We start from the raw sequence: 17,071 nt of genomic DNA, 5'->3' as shown, positions 1-17,071 counted from the left end.
CCGCGGGCGACTCGCGCGCCGGAAACGGGCGACTCGCGCAGCAGGAACGGGCGGCTCGGGCACACTGGCGGAGTCCCGCCCCCGACCTGGAGCAGGCGCATGACTCGCACGGCGCGCCCCGCGCTGATCACGGCCGTCCTCGCCGCGCTCGTCGTGCTCGGCGGCTGCACCAGCACCGTGGGCGGCACCCCGGTCGCCGACCCCGACCCGGCCCCCACCGAAGGGCCGGGCTCCGATCCGGTCGCCTGGGCCGACCGGGTGTGCTCGGCGGTTCTGAGCTTCGCCGTCCCCACGACCGCGCCTCCCGACTTCGGCACTGCCCCGGACCTGGTGAGCGTGCAGCGCACCTTCAGCACCTACCTGGGCAAGGTGCTGACGGGCGTGCAGGAGGGCCGGGCGCAGCTCGAGGCGGTCGGGCGGTCGCCGGTTCCCGGTGGCGACGAGGCCGTCGGCAGGGCCGAGAGCGCGATGCAGTTCCTCGAGGAGGACTTCGCGGGCGCGAAGGCGACGGTCGACGGCGTCGACCCGGCCGATCCGGACGCCTTCATCGCCGCACTCGACCAGGTCGAGTCGGCGCTCGCGACGATCGCCCCGCCGGACCCGCTCGCCGAGCTGAGCGCTCTGCCCCGGCTGGGGCCTGCCGCTGAGCGCGCCGAGCAGTGCCGCCGGCTGTCGACGCTGTCGGCGAGCCCGCCACGCTGAACGTCCGGCGCGTCCCCATGGCCTGCGTCGAACGCGTGTTCTACTGTGCGTCTCGTGTCACAGCTGTCGCTGTTCTCCGCCGACGCCCGTCCGCCCCGGGTGAGCGACCTCGCAGGCCTGCTGTGCGGGCCGGGGCAGATCGTCCGCTTCGGCGCCGGTGACCAGGCCCGGCTGTCGATCGTCCTGCGGGACCCGGCGCGGGCGCCCGCCGTCACGGCGGCGTGCGTCGCCACCGGGATCGCGGTGAGCGCCACCCGCACCGAGAGCGGCGCCACAGCCCTGCGCACCGCGTTCCGCTGCGATCTCGTGGAACTGGCGCGCGCGTGGACGCATGGGGCGGTCAAGACGGTCCCCGTGGGATGGGAACTGGACGGCCCGGCGTTACGCCTGTGGGCACTCGCTGCGGGGCGTCCGGACGAGCGGGGCGCCTACCTGCTCGACCTCGACGCGCACGCCCCCGACACGCACCTGCCGCTGATCGCGGCGGCGACCAGAGCCGGGATCCCGCCCGCCAGGGTGGGCAACGGCGCGGCGCTGCGGATCAGTGGTACGCGGAGGGTTCAGCGGCTCGTCGAACTGGTCGGGCCGGTTCCGCCGCGGGCCGAGACGGCCGACTGGCCGCGGTACTGGGGGCGGCGCGCGTCTTGACGGCCTGGTTACGCTCTCGCGGCGCAGGCCGGCACGAGCCCGGTCGCACGCGACAGGCGCAAGCGTTGTGTGACGAGCGCTACACGGTCGGTGGGTGTGCGAACGTGACGTTCCGGTATATGCCGGAACGAGGGCCACGCATACTCGATGTACGGGGACCATCGCGCATCCTGCGCGGCGGGGCTCTCAGGACGGCCGACACACGTGCCGAGACGGCCGTAGACGATGGAGTAGGACCAGGTGGCAACCGGAACGACGAGCTCGAAGCCCGCGACCTCGAGAGGCACGGGCAGCCGGAAGGCGGGCGGCAGCCGGGGCGGTGGCACGTCCACCGCCACGGCGAGCGGACGCCCCACGCGGCGCCTGGTGATCGTCGAGTCCGGCACCAAAGCCAAGAAGATCCAGCAATACCTCGGCAAGGACTACGTGGTCGAGGCGTCCGTCGGCCACATCCGCGACCTGCCGCGCGGCGCCGCCGACGTGCCGGCCAAGTACAAGGGTGAGTCGTGGGCGCGGCTCGGCGTGGACGTCGACAACCAGTTCGCGCCGCTGTACATCATCACGCCGGAGAAGAAGGGCAAGGTCGCCGAGCTCAAGGACGCGCTGAAGTCGGTCGACGAGGTCCTGCTCGCCACCGACCCCGACCGCGAGGGCGAGGCCATCGCCTGGCACCTGCTCGAGACGCTCAAGCCCAAGGTGCCGGTGCGCCGGATGGTGTTCCACGAGATCAGCGAGCCCGCGATCCGCGCCGCCGTCGAGAACCTGCGCGACGTCGACCAGGACCTCGTCGACGCCCAGGAGACCCGCCGCATCCTCGACCGGCTGTACGGCTACGAGGTCTCCCCCGTGCTCTGGAAGAAGGTCATGCCGAGGCTGTCGGCGGGCCGGGTGCAGTCGGTCGCCACCCGGATCATCGTGCAGCGCGAGCGCGAGCGGATGGCGTTCGTCTCCGCGTCGTACTGGGACATCGCCGCGCAGCTCGACGCGGGCGCCGACGCGTCCCCCCGGCAGTTCCCGGCGCGACTGGTCGCCGTCGACGGCACCCGGGTCGCCACGGGCCGCGACTTCGGGCCCGACGGGCAGCTCAAGGGCGGTGGCAAGGAGCCCGCCCGCGCGCTCGACGAGGCGAGCGCCCGCCGGCTCGCGGAGGCGCTGCAGGGCCGCGACCTGGCCGTCGAGTCGGTCGAGTCGAAGCCCTACACGCGCAAGCCGTACGCGCCGTTCATGACCTCCACGCTGCAGCAGGAGGCGGGCCGCAAGCTGCGGTTCTCCGCCGACCGCACGATGCGCAGCGCCCAGCGCCTGTACGAGAACGGCTACATCACCTACCTGCGCACCGACTCCACCACGCTGTCGGAGTCGGCGATCCAGGCCGCGCGCGCCCAGGCCCGCGAGCTGTACGGCGACGCGTACGTCTCGCCGCAGCCGCGGCAGTACACGCGCAAGGTCAAGAACGCCCAGGAGGCGCACGAGGCGATCCGGCCCGCGGGCGAGACGTTCCGCACGCCGGGTGAGATCGCCCGCGAGGTCGACGGCGACGACTTCCGGCTCTACGAGCTGATCTGGCAGCGCACGGTCGCCTCGCAGATGGCCGACGCGCGAGGCACCACCGTCAGCATCCGGATCACCGGCAGCGCGGCCACCGGCGAGGACGTCACGTTCGCGGCGTCCGGGCGCACGATCACGTTCCCCGGCTTCCTCAAGGCCTACGTGGAGACCCTCGACGAGGGCAGCGACGGCCAGGCCGACGACGCCGAGTCGCGGCTGCCGGAGCTCACGCAGGGCCAGGCGCTGACGGCCGCGTCGCTGACTCCGGAGGGGCACACCACCAACCCGCCCGCCCGCTACACGGAGCCGAGCCTGGTCAAGGCGCTGGAGGACCGGGGGATCGGCCGTCCGTCCACCTACGCGTCGATCATCAAGACGATCCAGGACCGCGGGTACGTGTGGAAGAAGGGCCAGGCGCTCGTCCCGTCCTGGATCGCGTTCGCCGTGGTCGGGCTGCTCGAGCACCACTTCGGCCGGCTCGTCGACTACGACTTCACCGCGGCGATGGAGGACGAGCTCGACTCGATCGCCCAGGGCGCGCAGCAGCGCACCGACTGGCTGTCGGGCTTCTACTTCGGGGCGGAGCAGGGCAGCGAGGGTTCGGTGGCCCGGGCGGGCGGCCTGAAGAAGCTCGTGGGCGTCAACCTCGAGGAGATCGACGCCCGGGAGATCAACTCGGTCCCGGTGTTCGACGACGTCGTGGTGCGGGTGGGCCGCTACGGCCCGTACCTGGAGCGGGTGCGGGACGGGCAGTCGCAGCGGGCCAACCTGCCGGAGGACCTGCCGCCCGACGAGCTCACCCCCGAGGTCGCCGAGCAGCTGTTCGCCGTGCCGCAGGAGGGGCGGTCGCTGGGCGTCGACCCCGTCACGGGGCACGAGATCGTCGCGAAGGAGGGCCGCTTCGGCCCGTACGTCACCGAGATCCTGCCGGACCCGGCACCGGCGGCGTCGACGAACGGCACCGCTAAGAAGAAGGCCGCCGCCAAGCCGAAGCCGCGGACGGGTTCGCTGTTCAAGTCGATGTCCACCGAGTCGGTCACCCTGGAGGAGGCGCTGCGGCTGCTGTCGCTGCCGCGGCTGGTGGGCACCGACCCGGAGAGCGGCGAGGAGATCACCGCGCAGAACGGGCGCTACGGCCCGTACCTGAAGAAGGGCACCGACTCGCGGTCGCTGGCCGACGAGGAGCAGCTGTTCACGGTGACGCTCGAGGAGGCCCTGGAGCTCTACAAGCAGCCCAAGCAGCGCGGGCGGCGCACGGCTGCCGCCACGCCGCCGCTGCGCGAGCTGGGCAAGGACGCGGCCACCGGCAAGCCGATGGTGATCAAGGACGGGCGGTTCGGCCCGTACGTCACCGACGGCGAGACCAACGCGTCGCTGCGCAAGGGCGACAGCGTCGAGCAGCTCACCGACGAGCGGGCGAGCGAGCTGCTGGCCGAGCGCCGGGCGCGCGGCCCGGCTCCGAAGAAGAAGCCGGCGGCGAAGAAGCCCGCGGCGACGAAGAAGGCCCCGACGAAGAGCTGACCCGTCCTACTGCGCGGTCGCCTCTTCCGGGCGGCCGCGCAGGTACAGGTACCAGTAGGTCGTGGCCACGAACACGACCGCGCCGACGAGGTTGCCCAGGCCGGCGAAGAGCCAGTTGACGAGCGTGTCGTCCCAGCCGAGGCCCGGCACGCCCGCGAAGATCGCCGCGGGCAGGAAGAACATGTTGGCCACGACGTGGTCGAAGCCCATCGCGACGAAGGCCATGATGGGGAAGAAGATCGCGAGGATCTTGCCGGAGACGTTCTCGGCGGCCAGGGCGAGCCACACGGCCAGGCAGACGAGCCAGTTGCAGCCGACGGCGCGCAGGAAGATCTGCCAGGTTCTCCTCGAGACCCTTGGTCTCGGCGATGCTCGCGAGCCGCTCGTAGGTCATCGTCCCGGTGCTGGCCGGGTCGCCCCCGGCGTCGCCGATGACGCCGGTCTGCACGGCGAGGAAGTAGGCCACGAACAGCGCACCGACGAGGTTGCCGAGCAGCACCAGCGTGAGGTTCTTCGCGACGTCACCGACGTCGATCTTCCCCCGCATCGCCCCGATGGGCACCAGCAGCATGTTGCCGGTGGCGAGGTCGGAGCCGGCGATGACGACGAGGACCAGCCCGAGCGTGAAGACCGAGCCGGTGAACAGCGTCGGCAGCGTGCCCCACGTCGCCGGGTCGAGCCCGGAGGACACGGTGATCGCGACCAGCCCGCCGAACGCGATGTAGGCGCCGCCGAGGAACGCCCCGACGAGGACCTTGTCCCACGGCTGATGCGCCTTCTGCGCGCCCTGGTCGGCGGCCGCGCTCGCGACCTCCGGTGGCTTCTTCGCGGCCATGGGGCGACCTCCCGGTGCGTCCGATCGACGGCAACGGGGTGACCCGGGAGAGCCGGGCGAAACCGGTCAGCCGGGAATCAACCGGGCCTTCACCGCAGCGGCGACGCGACCCCCGTCGGCCCGGCCCGCCGCGGCAGCGGTCGCCTTCTTCATGACCTGGCCCATCTGCCGGGGGCCGGGCCGCTCGCCCAGCTCGGCCGCGGTGTCCTCGACGGCCTGCTCCGCGATCCCGTCGAGCTCGTCGTCGCTGAGCTGCGTGGGCAGGTAGCGCGCCAGCACCTCGCCCTCGGCCCGCTCCTGGGCGGCCTGCTCGGTGCGGCCCGCGGCGTCGAACGCCTCGGCCGCCTCGGCGCGCTTCTTGGCCTCCTTCGCGATCACCTGGAGCACCTCGACGTCGTCGAGCTGCCGCGCCTCGGTGCCGGCGACCTCCGCATTGCCGACAGCGGTCAGCGTCATCCGCAGGGTGGCCTTCACGACCTCGTCACGGGCCTTCATCGCCGCCGTCAGGTCGGCCCGCAGCTGCTCCTTCAAGGTGCTCACGGCGGAGCACGCTAACGCATCCCGACCGGACGGCTCGCCGCTCGCGGGACCCGACGTACCCTGCAAGGGTGAACAGCTGGGCTCGGCTCGCGCTCGGGGCGACGACGACGGGGGCGGCCACCGTCGCCTATGCGGCGGGCATCGAGCGCCGCCGCTGGACGTTGCGCGAGGTCACGCTCCCCGTGCTGGCCGACGGCGCCCGTTCCCTTCGCATCCTGCACATCTCCGACCTGCACATGACGCCGAAGCAGGCCGGCAAGCGGCGCTGGGTGGCGGAGCTGGCCTCGCTCGAGCCGGACCTCGTGGTGAACACCGGCGACAACCTCGCGCACCCGCGCGCGGTGCCGTCGGTCGTCGCCGCGCTCGGCCCGCTGCTGGAACGGCCAGGCCTGTTCGTGTTCGGGAGCAACGACTACTTCGGGCCGACGCCCAAGAATCCCGCCCGCTACCTCTCGAAGAGCGAGCGCCGGATCCACGGGGAGCCGCTGCCATGGCGCGACCTGCGCGCCGCGCTGGTGGAGCGTGGGTGGCACGACGCCACCCACGCGCGCGTCGAGCTCGATGCGGCAGGCGTCCAGGTCGCCGCGGCGGGAGTGGACGATCCGCACCTCGGGCTGGACCGCTACGATCGCGTCGCGGGCCTGCCGTCGGGCAGTCCGGCACTGCGGTTGGGCCTCACCCACTCCCCCGAACCCCGCGTGCTCGACCGGTTCGCCGCCGATGGCTACGACCTCGTCCTCGCCGGGCACACCCACGGCGGCCAGCTGCGCGTACCGGGCGTGGGCGCGCTCGTCACGAACTGCGGCCTGGACCGCTCCCGGGCCCGCGGCGCCTCCCGCTGGGGCGCCCACACCTGGCTGCACGTGTCGGCGGGCCTGGGCACATCCCCGTTCGCGCCGGTGCGGTTCGCCTGCCCGCCGGAGGCCAGCCTGCTCACGCTCGTGCCTCGCCGGGCCGTGACCGCCGGCACAACCACCACCCCCGCGTCGGCCGCTGCGGACGTGGGCTAGAGTTGTCCTCGGCCCACGGGCCATCGGGGTGTGGCGCAGCTTGGTAGCGCGCTTCGTTCGGGACGAAGAGGTCGCAGGTTCAAATCCTGTCACCCCGACAGCAGAACGGCCTGGTCAGCGGCTCCGCGAGGAGCTTCCGGCCAGGCCGTTCGTCGTTGCAGCGCCCTGCGCAGGCATCAGAAAGGCATCAGGCGGGCACGAGGACACCTGCGGGCCCGCCGCCGAGGTCGTCCTCATCATCGAGGGCGCGCAGGATGCGGGAGGCGTCGTCGGTGCGCCGGGTGTAGAGGTCCAGGGTTGTCGACGCCCGTTCGTGGCCCATGACACGTTGCACCATGTTCGGCGGCACACCATCGTCCACGAGCCAGGTGGCGTACGAGTGACGCAGGTCGTGGAAGCGCAGCCCGCCGGCGTGGGCGCGGGCGACGTACCGGACAGCAGCAGGTTCGCTGGCGAAGTGCTGACGGTGTCGCTGTCCGTCCAGGTCGGTCCAGCGCGCGAGAAGCCGGTCTCCGTCCGAGGCGACCGAGCCGAGTAATCCGGCGCGCACAAGCGAGGGCCGCCACACCCGCGAGCGGAACAGTGTGCGGCGCAGGGCCCCGCCGACCTCGTTCGCGAAGATCAGGTCTCCTTCGCCGAGGGGGTAGCGGTCAAGGTGCTCCCGCACGATCGTCACCAGCCAGGCCGGAAGCGGGACGGTACGCCGACCGGCCACGGACTTCGGGAAGGGCTTGAACGAGGTGTGCCCAGAGACCTCGATCACGGTCCGGATCACCCGCAGCGTCCCGCGGTCGAGGTCGAGGGCGTCACGGCACAGACCGGACGCCTCACCCCAGCGCAGCCCACACCCACCGGCGACGGCGACCAGTGCGCGGTGCCGGTGCGGGACCGCTGGGAGCAGCCGGCGCCGGAATGTCTCGCGTGCGATCACCTGGTCGTCGGTGTCGCGGCGGCGGCGCTTCTGAACCTTGACGTCCTCGCATGGGTTGAACGGGATCAGTCGGTTGCGCACCGCGGACCGCATGACGGCGCTGGTCAGCCGGCGGCACTCGGCGACCGTGGCCGGCGACAGCCGCGCGCCGAGTCCGGTGATCCAGGTTTGCACGGCCATGTGGTCGATCTTCGCCAGCGGCCAGGTGCCCCACTGCGGGAGGACGTGGGTGCGCATGATCGAGGCGTCCCGGGCATGCGTGGTCGCTTCGTTGTTCCACGAGCCCATCCACTGCCGGGCATGGTCGCCGAACAGCGCCCGGCCGGCGTGCGGGGACACGTACCCGCCGGTGCTGGTCGCGGCGGTGACCTGGGCGAGGAACGTCGCCGCCTCGCGTTTGGTGCGGAACGTCTTGGACGTCTGGCGACCAGTCGGGTCACGCCAGTACGCCCGCCAATTCCCGGCCGGGGTCTTGCGGACACCGCCGCCCATCAGGCCACCGCCCGCCCGTCGAGCCATGCGTGGAGCCGCTTGCGTGGGATCAGCCAGCGGCGCCCGACCCGCTCGGCTGGGATCACCCCCTCGCGGACGTACTGGTAAGCGATGCCGCGCGAGAGGTTGAGCAGGTGGGCCACCTCGTTGACGGTGTAGGTCAGGCGGGTCGTGTCGATCACGGCCGTGTCGGCGCGCTTGCTCGGCATGCTCATGCTGCTCTCCTGGTCCCGATCTTGCTCCGTCGTTGTTGTCGGTTGCGTTCTGCGATGGCGGCGGCTAGCTCGCGTTCGCCGTCGTCGCGGTGTCCGTAGTGGACGGGCCACCAGTCGTTGATCACGGTGACGGTGGACAGGTCGAGTGGGATGCCGTTGTCGTCGGCCGTGTCGCAATCGAGGGCGTGGAGGTCAGCGCGCAGCCGCCAGGTCCGCCGCTCGCCCCGGATGGCGCCGAAAGTGGCCGAGTAGCGCTGGCTCTTGGTGAGGAAGTGGCCGCGGAAGCCGAGCATGTGGGCCCAGCGGCGCAGGTTCAGCGCCTCGTACTCGGCGTGGCCGCCGAGCTCCCACGCGGTTTCGATCATCGCCCGGTGGTGCGCGGTGAGGTCGAGGTACTGCACGTGGTCGATGTCGTGGATCGGGCGGTCGGCGCCGTCGGTGGCGCCGGTGCCTTTGGTGGCGTATTTGGCGATGTAGCCGGCCAACGCGGTGTCGGTGATCTCCCCGGTCTCGTCCTCGAGGTGCCGGGCGGCGGTGGGGGTGACCGGGCGCAGGTCGAGCTGCGCACCCCACGTCAGCGTCATCAGCTCCCCGTCCGGGCGGGTGACGGTGAGGGTGGCGGCGCGGGCGGCGTGATGGATCGCGGCGCGCAGCGCGTGGTGGTCGAGGCCGGGCGGGTGCGGGTCGGTGGGTCCGTCGGGGCCGTCGAGGCGGATGACGGCGTGGAAGTGCACGAGCCCGCGGCGCTGGTACTCGGCGACCTTCGCGTACGACAGGCGGGCGTGGTCGCGGAACTCCCGCACCCGCAGTCCCAGTGCGGCGGCCAGCGCCCGGCGCAGGGTGGTGGTGAACCGGGCCCACAGCGCGCCGGCGTGGGCCTGCCACAGCACCGCGCCCACGTAGTCGTACCGCTCGGGGTCGAGCGCGGTCCCGATGCGCGGGTCGTCCGGGTGGTGCCGCTCCCCGCAGCCGCACGGGACGACATGCCCGCGGCGGGTCACCTTGCGGGTGTGGACGGGCCCGAACGACGGGGCGGTCAGGGTCAGGAACGCCCGCGGTCGATCGGTGACGCTGGCCGGGACGTTCTTGGTGTCGTCCCCGGCGAGCCCGGCGCGCAGGAGGTGGAAGGCGTCCGCGGCGTACCGGTCGGAGCAGGCGGGGCAGACCGTGGCGCGGCGGTTGCCGCAGGGGGCGAGGACCTGGCCGGAGCGTTCGATGAGGATGGCGCCGTCGCGGTCGAGGATGGTGGAGGAGCCGCGGAGGTGGATGGGGGCGGCGCAGCCACCGGTAGCCTCCACGGCGGCCCGCCAGGTGCGGTAGTCGTCGCGTCGGATGCGGTCACTGATCATGGCGTCGAGGGTGGGTGCGGACATGGGTGTCCTCCGTGACGCGGGCAAGGGGGTGGGGTGCGGGTGGCCCGCCCGGAGTCGGTGTCCAGGGGGGCGGGCCACCCGCGGCCGGGGGGCCCGGGGCTAGTAGAGGTCCTTCTCGTGCTCGATCTCGATCTCGTCGGGGGTGAAGCCGTGGTGGCGGGCGAGCATCCGGGCGCCGGCGCGATAGGAGGCGGTGTGACCGATGACCTGGCCGCGCTCGGTCTCGACGAGGTAGCGGCGGCCCTCGCGGATGATCGAGCCGGAGAAGTCCCCGTTACCGCAGGTGACCAGCCCGAACCCGGTCCGGACCACGTCGACGTAGATCAGTCCGGACCCCGGCGGCTTTCCGTGGGCGGTCGCCGGCTGACCGGGCTTCGCCGCAGGCGGGTGGGTCAGGAGCGGGCGGAGGTTGGCCCAGCGGGTCACCATCGCGCGGGTGGCCTTCGGCACGAGAACGGACGTCGCGGGGCCTTCCCGGCCCCCGTGACGGACAATATGGTTGCCGCCGGTGGCGAGGTGTCCGGCGTCGAGGAGTTGCCGGACGGTGTCGGCCTCGTAGGTGGGGACCGGTTCGACCGAGCTGCCCTTCTTCGTCTCACCGGCCTCACGGACGAACACTCGTTCCGCGGGGCCGATCAGGACGTAGCCGCGGGAGATCGCCGAGCGGACCACGTCGGCCACCAACTCCGGATCGTTGATCTCGCTGCGGGTGGGCTTGACGCCCGCCGCCGCTGTAACCGGTTGGCCCCACAGCCCGTCCTGAACACCGTCGGTGACCTGTGCGGTCATCGGGTCCACCACCAGCGGAGGCTGGCCTCATAGCCCCATTCGCGGGCGAGCTGGCGGGCGATGTAGAGGTCCAGGACGACCGCGGCGGCGGCGGCGATCCAGAACCAGCCGGAGTCGGTGCCGAGGGTGAGCCAGCAGACGCCGACAGCGAGCGCGAGTAGCGCAGTGAGCTTGAGCCAGGTCAGCACGGCCCACCCGGTGACGTCCAACATCACGCCACCTCCTGCCGGGTCAGGTGCGGAGCGTGCTCGGCGCGCCAGATGGCAGCAGTGCGGGCGTCGGCGCGCTCCTCCCGCCGCTCCCGCACCCGCCGGGCCACGAGCCGCACACCAGCGGCGACGAGGGCGAGCACGGCGAGCCACACCAGGCCGAGGTTGACGGCGTGTTCCACGGCCGGGATCACGGCGCCGGTGCAGGCGATGGCGCAGACGAGGGCCAGCGCGCCGGTGATCAGGCGGGCCTCCCGGGTGCGGCGAGTTCCGATGTTCATGACGCGACCTCCTGTCCGTCCTCGTCGGTGTCGTGGTCGGGGTGTGGGAAGGGCACGAGCTCACCCGCGCCGCTGGGTGCGCAGAGTCGGGCGAGTTCGTCGATCTCGTCGTCGGTGACGTAGCCGGCGCGGAACCGGATCGGCAGCCGGGTGACCGGGTCGATGACGAACCCGATACCGGCATGGGCCTCGTCGCCGGGGATCTCGTCGGCCAGCGCGCCACGGTCGCGGGCCCCGTCGCCGAGCGCCATGTCCACGTGGGAGGCGGCGGTGACGCCGAGGCAGATGCGCAGGGTGAACAGCTCACGGACGTCGACGACGTCCTTGGACGGTTCCTGGACGTAGGCGGCCACGGAGTGGTCGGTGGCGCGGCCCTGGGTGAGGATCTCCGCGAGCAGTCGCAGGGCTTCCCGGACGCCGGACCGTTCGCCGTAGGCGGTGAGCATCGCCAACTCGTCGATGATCAGTAGCTCGTACGGCGTCTCGGGGGTGATCTCGCACTTGCGCACCTTGTGGGCGCGCATCCACGCCTGCCGGTCCTTCATTGAGTCGCGGAAGTCGGTCAGCAGGTCGATCGCGTCGTCCATGGTGGTGGCCCAGCGGTGGAACAACGCCTGCCCGCGTTCGGTTTCGGTGCCGCCCTTGAGGTCGATGACCCAGGGGCGGACGAGGCCGTCGCGGATCATCGGGCCCATCGCCCGCAACGGGCCCCACAGCAGCGACCCCTTGCCCGCGCCGGAGCCGCCGACCACGATCACCTGCTTGCCGCGGATGCGCATGCAGAACGGGTTGGCGCGTTCGGTGTCGCCCACGTCCAGCGCGGTCAGGTCCACCTCCGCGGAGGTGGCCGGGATCGCCGGGGCGTCCAGCACGTGGCCGAACGGCATCCGGCGCTCCACGACCACGGTGAGTCGACCGGGGCGGGCGCGGGTGACCGCGACCCGGTGCGCCCCGAGGGCGTCGGCCAGGGCCGGGGCCCGGTCGGTCCACGCGGTGACGTCCTGCCCGCGAACCAGAGCGACGGTGAGAGTGTCGATCGACGGGGTCACCGAGCGGGCCCGCACGATCCGCGGCACCAGCAGCTCCCCGGTGCGCCGGTTCTCCCGGGTGAGGTCGCAGTCATCCAGCACCCCCCGCCAGCGGCGGCCTCGGTAGGCGGTCCAGCGCCGCCACCCGGTACGCAGCCACGGCGCCACCCACCGGTCATAGGTCGGTGGATGCGCCCGCCACCACACCAGCAGCCCGAGCGCCAGCCCGGCCAGCAGGACGCCGGTGACCGCGGCGCCCCACCGCAGCGCGGCCGTGAGCACGAGGGCGGGGAGGATCGCGACCAGTGGGTGGCGCGCCAGCCACACCAGCGCGCGCATCTCCGCGCCGGTCGAGCGAGTCGAGGCCCGGCCGGCCACCGTGACGTTCCGGCCGCCGTTGCCGTGTCGGTTCTTCCGTCGGGTCGTGCCCATAGTGAACGACGTCATTTCGCTACTCCTTGAACGGGTACGGATACACCTCAGGCCGGGACGCAAATTCGGCTACTGCGCCCCGGCCCGAGTGCGGGGAGTTCGTGCTGCTTGTCCTGCGCTATTTCTTCTGGAGTACCGGGCGGGCGGCGTCGAGCATCGTGGTCACCGTGGCGACGTCGCGGGCGAGGTTGTCGTGGGTTTTCTTGAAACTTCCCCGCCGGATCGGGATACCGCGCATCGCTTCCCGCAGTTCCCGCATCGAGCGGTCAAGTTCCTCGATGATGCGATCGACCTGCATCGGTCAGCGCCTCCAGTCCTTGACGATGAGCTGCGGTTCGAACCGCTTCGCCTGCGACGACACGATCCGCAGCGAGGACCGGCAGCCCTTCACAGACTTGCGGACCTCGTCGGCGGTGGCGATCGACCAGTGCCGCTGATTCCGGTTGCGCCACGAGCTGTCATCGGCCGCCTTCGCCATCCGCTCCGCCTCCGCAAGCACGTCGCCGACCTGCTGCAGAGCCCGCCAGAACTCGCCGAACCGCGCCAGCGCCCGCCGGTTCGCCCGCCGCTGCGCCCACCCGCGGGTGGCCCGTGCCGCCGACCCGACCGTCGAGGTCGCCGCCATGTCAGACCCCCTTCCGGATCGCGACCTGTGCCAGCCGCAGCCCCTCGGCGACACCGGCCCGCCACGCCTGCTCAGTTGCCACCGCATCCGTCGGGCGGCGGTTCCACAGCCGCCGCTCCCGCTCCAACCGGCGCACCAGCCGACCCACACCCGCCGGAACCACTCGCCCCTGCTCCTTCACCTTGACCGCGTTCATCACGCGTCCCCCTCGACCATTTCGCTCACGTCCTCATCACCCGTGCCGCAGCACTCCGCGCACACCCCGTCGCCGGTGCACACTTCGCATTCCGGGCCGTCCCCGGCATTCGGGAACGAGTCCGGCAGGAACCCGTAGCCGTCACACGGATCGCACGACCCCGACCCTGAACACCCCGCACACCGCATTCCGTTCACCTCCCTGTTTTCGGCATGACTGCACCCACACTTGTATTTCGGGAATCACTGAGAATTGCGGGCGAAATCGTCGCCCGAAGAAGGCGCAGCCGGTGGGGCTACGCGGCCGAGTCCCGCTCCGGAGTCTGCGCGGCAAACGCGGCCTGCTGCTCGTCCAACTCGGCCAGGGCGTCGGTCAGCGCGTCCCGCAGCCGCACCAGCTCCGGCCGGTCGGTGAACAGGCCCACCTCACAGAGGCCGGCTCCCAGCAGGCGGATCACCACCCGGTTCTCCCGCGGGTGGATGCGCGCGCGGATCTCCGTGCGGGCCTCCACGTGCGCGCTCACGAACACGCTCAGCTCCGCGCCGTTCACTTCTCACCCCGCGGCATCGGCCCGGTCACCGGGGTCAGCCCGGCCGCCTTGAACGAGATCCCCGAGATCGAGCGCCCGTCCGGGCCGTCGATCTGGTAGGCGTTGATCCGCGGGTTCACCAGCTCCACCCGGGTGTCCTCCTCGAACCCCTCACCCGGGTCGGTCTCCAGCGTCACCTTGATCTCCTCGCCCTTCGGCGCACGCTGACCCGGCACCGGGCGCAGCTTCGCGAACAGCGACACCACGAACTGCGTCGCGCCCTGCCGGTCGGTCACCACCACCTGACCGCCGTTGCCGTCATCGCGCATCTTCGGGCCGGGTGGCTCCACCACCGTCAGCTTGTAGCCGCTCAGCACTACCGGGATGTCTCGCATCGGTCCTCCGCACTTGGCATACCAGATTGACTTGACATGCCAAGGCTAGCACCCTGACCCCAGAACGCAAGAGGCTTGGCATGCCAAGTAGAGTTTGGTCCGAATGGACCAACGAGGGGAGCACGACCCGCGCCATGACTGAACCCGAACCGACCTCTGAGCACCTGTACGAGCGCATCGCCGGCGCGCTCCGAGACGAGATCCTCGCCCGCACGCGCGTACCCGGCGAGCGTCTGCCAACCCAGGAGGAGCTGGGGGAGACGTTCGGTGCATCGCGGATCGCGGTCCGTCGTGCACTCGACCTGCTGGAGTCCGAAGGTCTCATCGATCGAGTCCAGGGCGGCCGTGCGACGGTCCGCCTGTATGACCCGCTTGTGAGGCGATCGGCGCTGCATTACCGCACCAATCCCGGTATGCCGTTCGCGGAGGAAGCGCTCAAGACCGAGCGCACTCCGACCTACGACTACGACACGGCCCCGGAGCGGGCTGGCCTAGAGGTCGCTCGTCGACTCAACGTCGAGGTCGGTACCGAGGTCATGCGCACCACGTACCTCTCGTACGCCAACGGGGAGCCGATCCAGCGCGTCACGTCCTACGAGCCACTGGCTCTCACTCGCGGCACGCCCATCGAGCACCCCGAACAGGGCCCGCTCATGGCCGCCGGGATCGTCGACCGCTTCACGTCGATCGGACTCCGACCGACCAACGTGACCGAGCGCCTACACGCCCGGATGCCGCGACCTTCCGAGGCCGAGCAGCTCCACCTGCGGCCCGGCATCCCGGTGATCGTCGCAGTCCGCACTTGCTACGCCGGCGAACTGCCGATCGAGACGGCCGACCTCCTCTTCGCGGCCAACCAGTTCAAGCTGGAGTACTCGCTGACTGTCGAGCCCGAGGCCACGTAACCCGCCGTACGGACGACGAAGGGCGCGGCACCCACTCTCAGGTGCCGCGCCCTCGTGTCGTTCAGCCTGCCTTTAGCAGTTCAGCAGCTCTGGCCGCTGGTTGAGCAACTGCGCCCGCGGCGTCACGAACTCCTCGTACTCCGCGGTGGCCTCCGGTCGGAACAGCCCGACCTTGCAGCAGTTCTGGAACGCCAGACGAACACCGAAATGCCGCTGCACCGCACCACGCATGGCGTCGCTGCCCACGAGCCGGAACACCTCACCCCAGGCGGCATCGTCGGGCGGGACCTCCAGGTTCTGCACCGAGGGCGCGCCGGTGGCGTCCAGCTCCTTCGCCAGCCGCTCCACCATCCCCCACGCGTACGGCAGCGACTCCCGGACGCAGCCAACGAACTCCTCATCAGACACCGGACCGCGCTGCGCCTTCTCCAGCAGGTCTGACGGAACTGTCAGTGACACTGAGCCTCCCCGTGTTGCTCAAGCGGACCGGGCCGACGCTACGGAGCCAGCGCGCGGGACCGGAACACCCGAACGAGCGGTCTTGGCCACATGCAGTAATTCGCACGTCACGCTCCGACTCCGACGGTCACGCGGCGCGCGTGTTCAGACTTTCCCTACTTGTTCAAGGCGGCGCCTCCGGCGCCGCGCGGCACTGTGCCCGATGCAGCTGCAAGCGCTCGCGCGGGGCGTGCGGCCTCCGGCCGGTCCCCGCGCGGCGCGCGGCTGCGCGCCCCAGACGCCGTCGCTAACAGTAACAGGAGGGCGCCGCAGAGCGATGTACGGGCGACCTCGACGAAGGGTGCCAGCAGGGTGTCGTCGCATTCCGACGGGCAAGACCGCTTTTATCGCAGATATGGCGGCGCGATCGTCGCCGCCGTTGTTATTGGCCTCATCTCCGGTCTTGCAATATTTGCCAGTCCACAGTATGGCGACAGCATCGGCTTGCGCGTCGCCAACGGTATCGGCGCAGGACTGTTCTTCGGCGGCGCAGCATTCGTAATAGGCTACGCCATTACAAAGCTCGTGAGTCGCCGACGTGGTAGCGACCCTGCCGGGACTAGAAGCTCCGAGCAGCCAGACTTTGGCTCGAGGTCCGGAGAGCGGGCGGCTGCCCCTACGTCCGCTTTTGGCGATCGGGCGTTCCTCCTGCACCTCGATCAGCTGGATCGACTTGTGCGGGATGCCGCAAATAGCCACTGGCCGCACGGCAACTACGTAGCCGCTGTGGAAAGCGCGGCCCGAGCGGTAAATGCCGCATTGCAGACGCGAACGGGCTTGCACCGTCTGAGCGAGAGTGATCTCGTCAACCATGCATTCAGTGAAAAGGCGCCTCAGTCTGGAGACGCTCGTCTGCGCTTCCCGGGTGATCGAAATTCAAGGACCTGGATGAGCCGTACTACCGGTGCGAAGGCATTAGGGGTGGCCTGCTTCTCGGGTGTAAGGAACATTGCAGCGCATCAATATCGGCCTGAGTGGAGTCGTGAGGACTCGTTCGAATACCTCGTAATGTTCAGCGTCTTCATGCGCTGGGTGCGTGAATGTGAGGTCGAGCGGTAGCAGGCGTGACCCGGGCCAAAGCGGGGCCTCGCCGGCCGGGCAGGTCTCCGGGATGGCCGACCGAGCGGGCACCCGGGCGAGGTAGGGGGCGGGGTGCGGCATCAGCGCCCGTATGAGACCAGGCAGGTCGATCAGCGGGACGTCGACCGCAAGTAGCTGGATCCGGAACAGCACTGCGGAGAGCTAGAGCGTGTCCCTTGGATCATGGGACGGGGTCGCGGAGCCAGATCCTGATCGAGGCGACGTCGATGGTTCCGCGGAACATGTAGTCGCGCTTGTCGTAGCGGGTGGCGACCGCGCGGTGGCCCTT

20 protein-coding genes, 1 tRNA gene and 2 pseudogenes are annotated in these 17,071 nt (G+C 71.1%); 7 read left to right on the top strand and 16 right to left on the bottom strand.

Translation table 11 applies throughout. The features are described 5' to 3' along the window. Positions 1 to 99: 99 nt before the first annotated feature. The 3 genes from KME75_RS12990 (at position 100) to topA (ending at position 4,419) form a co-directional block, all read left to right on the top strand. Positions 100 to 702 carry a hypothetical protein gene (locus KME75_RS12990; protein ID WP_219414875.1) on the top strand — a complete coding sequence of 201 codons (603 nt, stop codon included), beginning with the start codon at positions 100 to 102 and terminating at the stop codon, positions 700 to 702. Between the two features lie 54 nt (positions 703 to 756). Beyond that, on the top strand, positions 757 to 1,350 hold the full coding sequence (locus KME75_RS12985; protein WP_219414874.1) for a hypothetical protein: 594 nt from the start codon (positions 757 to 759) through the stop codon (positions 1,348 to 1,350). A 366-nt stretch (positions 1,351 to 1,716) separates the two neighbouring features. After that, complete coding sequence (gene topA, locus KME75_RS12980; RefSeq protein WP_308282730.1) at positions 1,717 to 4,419, top strand: type I DNA topoisomerase; 2,703 nt, start codon at positions 1,717 to 1,719, stop codon at positions 4,417 to 4,419. Between the two features lie 6 nt (positions 4,420 to 4,425). On the opposite strand, the pseudogene KME75_RS44895 reads toward topA, so the two are convergent. The 3 genes and pseudogenes from KME75_RS44895 to KME75_RS12965 all read right to left on the bottom strand — a co-directional run. Next, positions 4,426 to 4,761 (bottom strand): annotated as a pseudogene (locus tag KME75_RS44895) (formate/nitrite transporter family protein); the annotation flags it as partial. A gap of 73 nt (positions 4,762 to 4,834) precedes the next feature. Next, positions 4,835 to 5,254 (bottom strand): annotated as a pseudogene (locus tag KME75_RS46715) (formate/nitrite transporter family protein); the annotation flags it as partial. A 66-nt stretch (positions 5,255 to 5,320) separates the two neighbouring features. Beyond that, complete coding sequence (locus KME75_RS12965) at positions 5,321 to 5,794, bottom strand: GatB/YqeY domain-containing protein (protein WP_219414872.1); 474 nt, start codon at positions 5,792 to 5,794, stop codon at positions 5,321 to 5,323. A 68-nt stretch (positions 5,795 to 5,862) separates the two neighbouring features. On the opposite strand from KME75_RS12965, the gene KME75_RS12960 reads away from it, so the two are divergent. Together KME75_RS12960 and KME75_RS12955 are read left to right on the top strand one after the other, a co-directional pair. Further along, on the top strand, positions 5,863 to 6,804 hold the full coding sequence (locus KME75_RS12960; protein WP_219414871.1) for a metallophosphoesterase: 942 nt from the start codon (positions 5,863 to 5,865) through the stop codon (positions 6,802 to 6,804). A gap of 24 nt (positions 6,805 to 6,828) precedes the next feature. Further along, positions 6,829 to 6,902, top strand: a tRNA-Pro gene (locus tag KME75_RS12955). Positions 6,903 to 6,991: 89 nt separating this feature from the next. Here KME75_RS12955 and KME75_RS12950 read toward each other — a convergent pair. The 12 genes from KME75_RS12950 to KME75_RS12895 form a co-directional block, all read right to left on the bottom strand. Further along, entirely contained in the window at positions 6,992 to 8,227 is a 1,236-nt protein-coding gene (locus KME75_RS12950; RefSeq protein WP_219414870.1) for a tyrosine-type recombinase/integrase, read from the bottom strand. Continuing rightward, the gene (locus KME75_RS12945; RefSeq protein WP_246631996.1) at positions 8,227 to 8,442 is read right to left on the bottom strand and encodes a helix-turn-helix domain-containing protein; all 216 of its coding nucleotides are present in this window, start codon (positions 8,440 to 8,442) and stop codon (positions 8,227 to 8,229) included. Before KME75_RS12945 ends, KME75_RS12950 begins: the two co-directional genes overlap by 1 nt. Next, complete coding sequence (locus KME75_RS12940; RefSeq protein ID WP_219414869.1) at positions 8,439 to 9,815, bottom strand: replication initiator; 1,377 nt, start codon at positions 9,813 to 9,815, stop codon at positions 8,439 to 8,441. The genes KME75_RS12945 and KME75_RS12940 overlap by 4 nt, the downstream gene beginning before the upstream one ends. A gap of 99 nt (positions 9,816 to 9,914) precedes the next feature. After that, positions 9,915 to 10,604: a hypothetical protein gene (locus KME75_RS12935; RefSeq protein WP_219414868.1), complete on the bottom strand. Its 690-nt coding sequence runs from the start codon at positions 10,602 to 10,604 to the stop codon at positions 9,915 to 9,917. Further along, on the bottom strand, positions 10,601 to 10,816 hold the full coding sequence (locus KME75_RS12930; RefSeq protein WP_219414867.1) for a hypothetical protein: 216 nt from the start codon (positions 10,814 to 10,816) through the stop codon (positions 10,601 to 10,603). Before KME75_RS12930 ends, KME75_RS12935 begins: the two co-directional genes overlap by 4 nt. After that, entirely contained in the window at positions 10,816 to 11,094 is a 279-nt protein-coding gene (locus KME75_RS12925; RefSeq protein ID WP_219414866.1) for a hypothetical protein, read from the bottom strand. The genes KME75_RS12930 and KME75_RS12925 overlap by 1 nt, the downstream gene beginning before the upstream one ends. Continuing rightward, complete coding sequence (locus KME75_RS12920) at positions 11,091 to 12,569, bottom strand: cell division protein FtsK (protein WP_219414865.1); 1,479 nt, start codon at positions 12,567 to 12,569, stop codon at positions 11,091 to 11,093. The genes KME75_RS12925 and KME75_RS12920 overlap by 4 nt, the downstream gene beginning before the upstream one ends. A 103-nt stretch (positions 12,570 to 12,672) precedes the next feature. Continuing rightward, positions 12,673 to 12,852 (bottom strand): hypothetical protein, encoded by a 180-nt coding sequence (locus KME75_RS12915; protein WP_219414864.1) that lies wholly within the window; start codon positions 12,850 to 12,852, stop codon positions 12,673 to 12,675. 3 nt (positions 12,853 to 12,855) lie between these two features. Further along, positions 12,856 to 13,179: a hypothetical protein gene (locus KME75_RS12910; protein WP_219414863.1), complete on the bottom strand. Its 324-nt coding sequence runs from the start codon at positions 13,177 to 13,179 to the stop codon at positions 12,856 to 12,858. 1 nt (position 13,180) lies between these two features. After that, positions 13,181 to 13,375 carry a hypothetical protein gene (locus tag KME75_RS12905; RefSeq protein ID WP_219414905.1) on the bottom strand — a complete coding sequence of 65 codons (195 nt, stop codon included), beginning with the start codon at positions 13,373 to 13,375 and terminating at the stop codon, positions 13,181 to 13,183. 295 nt (positions 13,376 to 13,670) lie between these two features. After that, positions 13,671 to 13,925 carry a hypothetical protein gene (locus tag KME75_RS12900; RefSeq protein ID WP_219414862.1) on the bottom strand — a complete coding sequence of 85 codons (255 nt, stop codon included), beginning with the start codon at positions 13,923 to 13,925 and terminating at the stop codon, positions 13,671 to 13,673. Beyond that, positions 13,922 to 14,299 carry a hypothetical protein gene (locus KME75_RS12895; RefSeq protein WP_219414861.1) on the bottom strand — a complete coding sequence of 126 codons (378 nt, stop codon included), beginning with the start codon at positions 14,297 to 14,299 and terminating at the stop codon, positions 13,922 to 13,924. The genes KME75_RS12900 and KME75_RS12895 overlap by 4 nt, the downstream gene beginning before the upstream one ends. Before the next feature lie 134 nt (positions 14,300 to 14,433). Here KME75_RS12895 and KME75_RS12890 point away from each other — a divergent pair, with 134 nt between their 5' ends. After that, positions 14,434 to 15,204, top strand: a complete 771-nt coding sequence (locus tag KME75_RS12890; RefSeq protein ID WP_219414860.1) for a GntR family transcriptional regulator — start codon at positions 14,434 to 14,436, stop codon at positions 15,202 to 15,204. A 72-nt stretch (positions 15,205 to 15,276) separates the two neighbouring features. On the opposite strand, the gene KME75_RS12885 is transcribed toward KME75_RS12890, so the two are convergent. Further along, positions 15,277 to 15,663, bottom strand: coding sequence for an SCO5389 family protein (locus KME75_RS12885; protein WP_219414859.1), 387 nt, complete (start codon positions 15,661 to 15,663; stop codon positions 15,277 to 15,279). Positions 15,664 to 16,014: 351 nt separating this feature from the next. Between KME75_RS12885 and KME75_RS12880 the strand changes: the two genes are divergently transcribed. Next, complete coding sequence (locus KME75_RS12880; protein WP_219414858.1) at positions 16,015 to 16,761, top strand: TIGR02391 family protein; 747 nt, start codon at positions 16,015 to 16,017, stop codon at positions 16,759 to 16,761. Positions 16,762 to 17,071 lie beyond the last annotated feature (310 nt).

Origin of the sequence: Pseudonocardia nigra (assembly GCF_019396355.1) — a bacterium.
Taxonomy (GTDB): domain Bacteria; phylum Actinomycetota; class Actinomycetes; order Mycobacteriales; family Pseudonocardiaceae; genus Pseudonocardia; species Pseudonocardia nigra.
The sequence above is the reverse complement of the archived record's forward strand: the minus strand, read 5'-3'. Positions and strand labels throughout refer to the sequence as shown.

What these genes read in the sequence shown, in the direction of transcription:
- KME75_RS12950 (WP_219414870.1), bottom strand. Translation starts at nt 8,227, where the DNA reads ATGGGCGGCGGTGTCCGCAAGACCCCGGCCGGGAATTGGCGGGCGTAC.
- KME75_RS12940 (WP_219414869.1), bottom strand. Translation starts at nt 9,815, where the DNA reads ATGTCCGCACCCACCCTCGACGCCATGATCAGTGACCGCATCCGACGC.
- KME75_RS12895 (WP_219414861.1), bottom strand. Translation starts at nt 14,299, where the DNA reads ATGCGAGACATCCCGGTAGTGCTGAGCGGCTACAAGCTGACGGTGGTG.
- KME75_RS12930 (WP_219414867.1), bottom strand. Translation starts at nt 10,816, where the DNA reads ATGTTGGACGTCACCGGGTGGGCCGTGCTGACCTGGCTCAAGCTCACT.
- KME75_RS12945 (WP_246631996.1), bottom strand. Translation starts at nt 8,442, where the DNA reads ATGAGCATGCCGAGCAAGCGCGCCGACACGGCCGTGATCGACACGACC.
- KME75_RS12925 (WP_219414866.1), bottom strand. Translation starts at nt 11,094, where the DNA reads ATGAACATCGGAACTCGCCGCACCCGGGAGGCCCGCCTGATCACCGGC.
- KME75_RS12935 (WP_219414868.1), bottom strand. Translation starts at nt 10,604, where the DNA reads ATGACCGCACAGGTCACCGACGGTGTTCAGGACGGGCTGTGGGGCCAA.
- KME75_RS12990 (WP_219414875.1), top strand. Translation starts at nt 100, where the DNA reads ATGACTCGCACGGCGCGCCCCGCGCTGATCACGGCCGTCCTCGCCGCG.
- KME75_RS12910 (WP_219414863.1), bottom strand. Translation starts at nt 13,179, where the DNA reads ATGGCGGCGACCTCGACGGTCGGGTCGGCGGCACGGGCCACCCGCGGG.
- KME75_RS12905 (WP_219414905.1), bottom strand. Translation starts at nt 13,375, where the DNA reads ATGAACGCGGTCAAGGTGAAGGAGCAGGGGCGAGTGGTTCCGGCGGGT.
- KME75_RS12890 (WP_219414860.1), top strand. Translation starts at nt 14,434, where the DNA reads ATGACTGAACCCGAACCGACCTCTGAGCACCTGTACGAGCGCATCGCC.
- KME75_RS12920 (WP_219414865.1), bottom strand. Translation starts at nt 12,569, where the DNA reads ATGACGTCGTTCACTATGGGCACGACCCGACGGAAGAACCGACACGGC.
- KME75_RS12915 (WP_219414864.1), bottom strand. Translation starts at nt 12,852, where the DNA reads ATGCAGGTCGATCGCATCATCGAGGAACTTGACCGCTCGATGCGGGAA.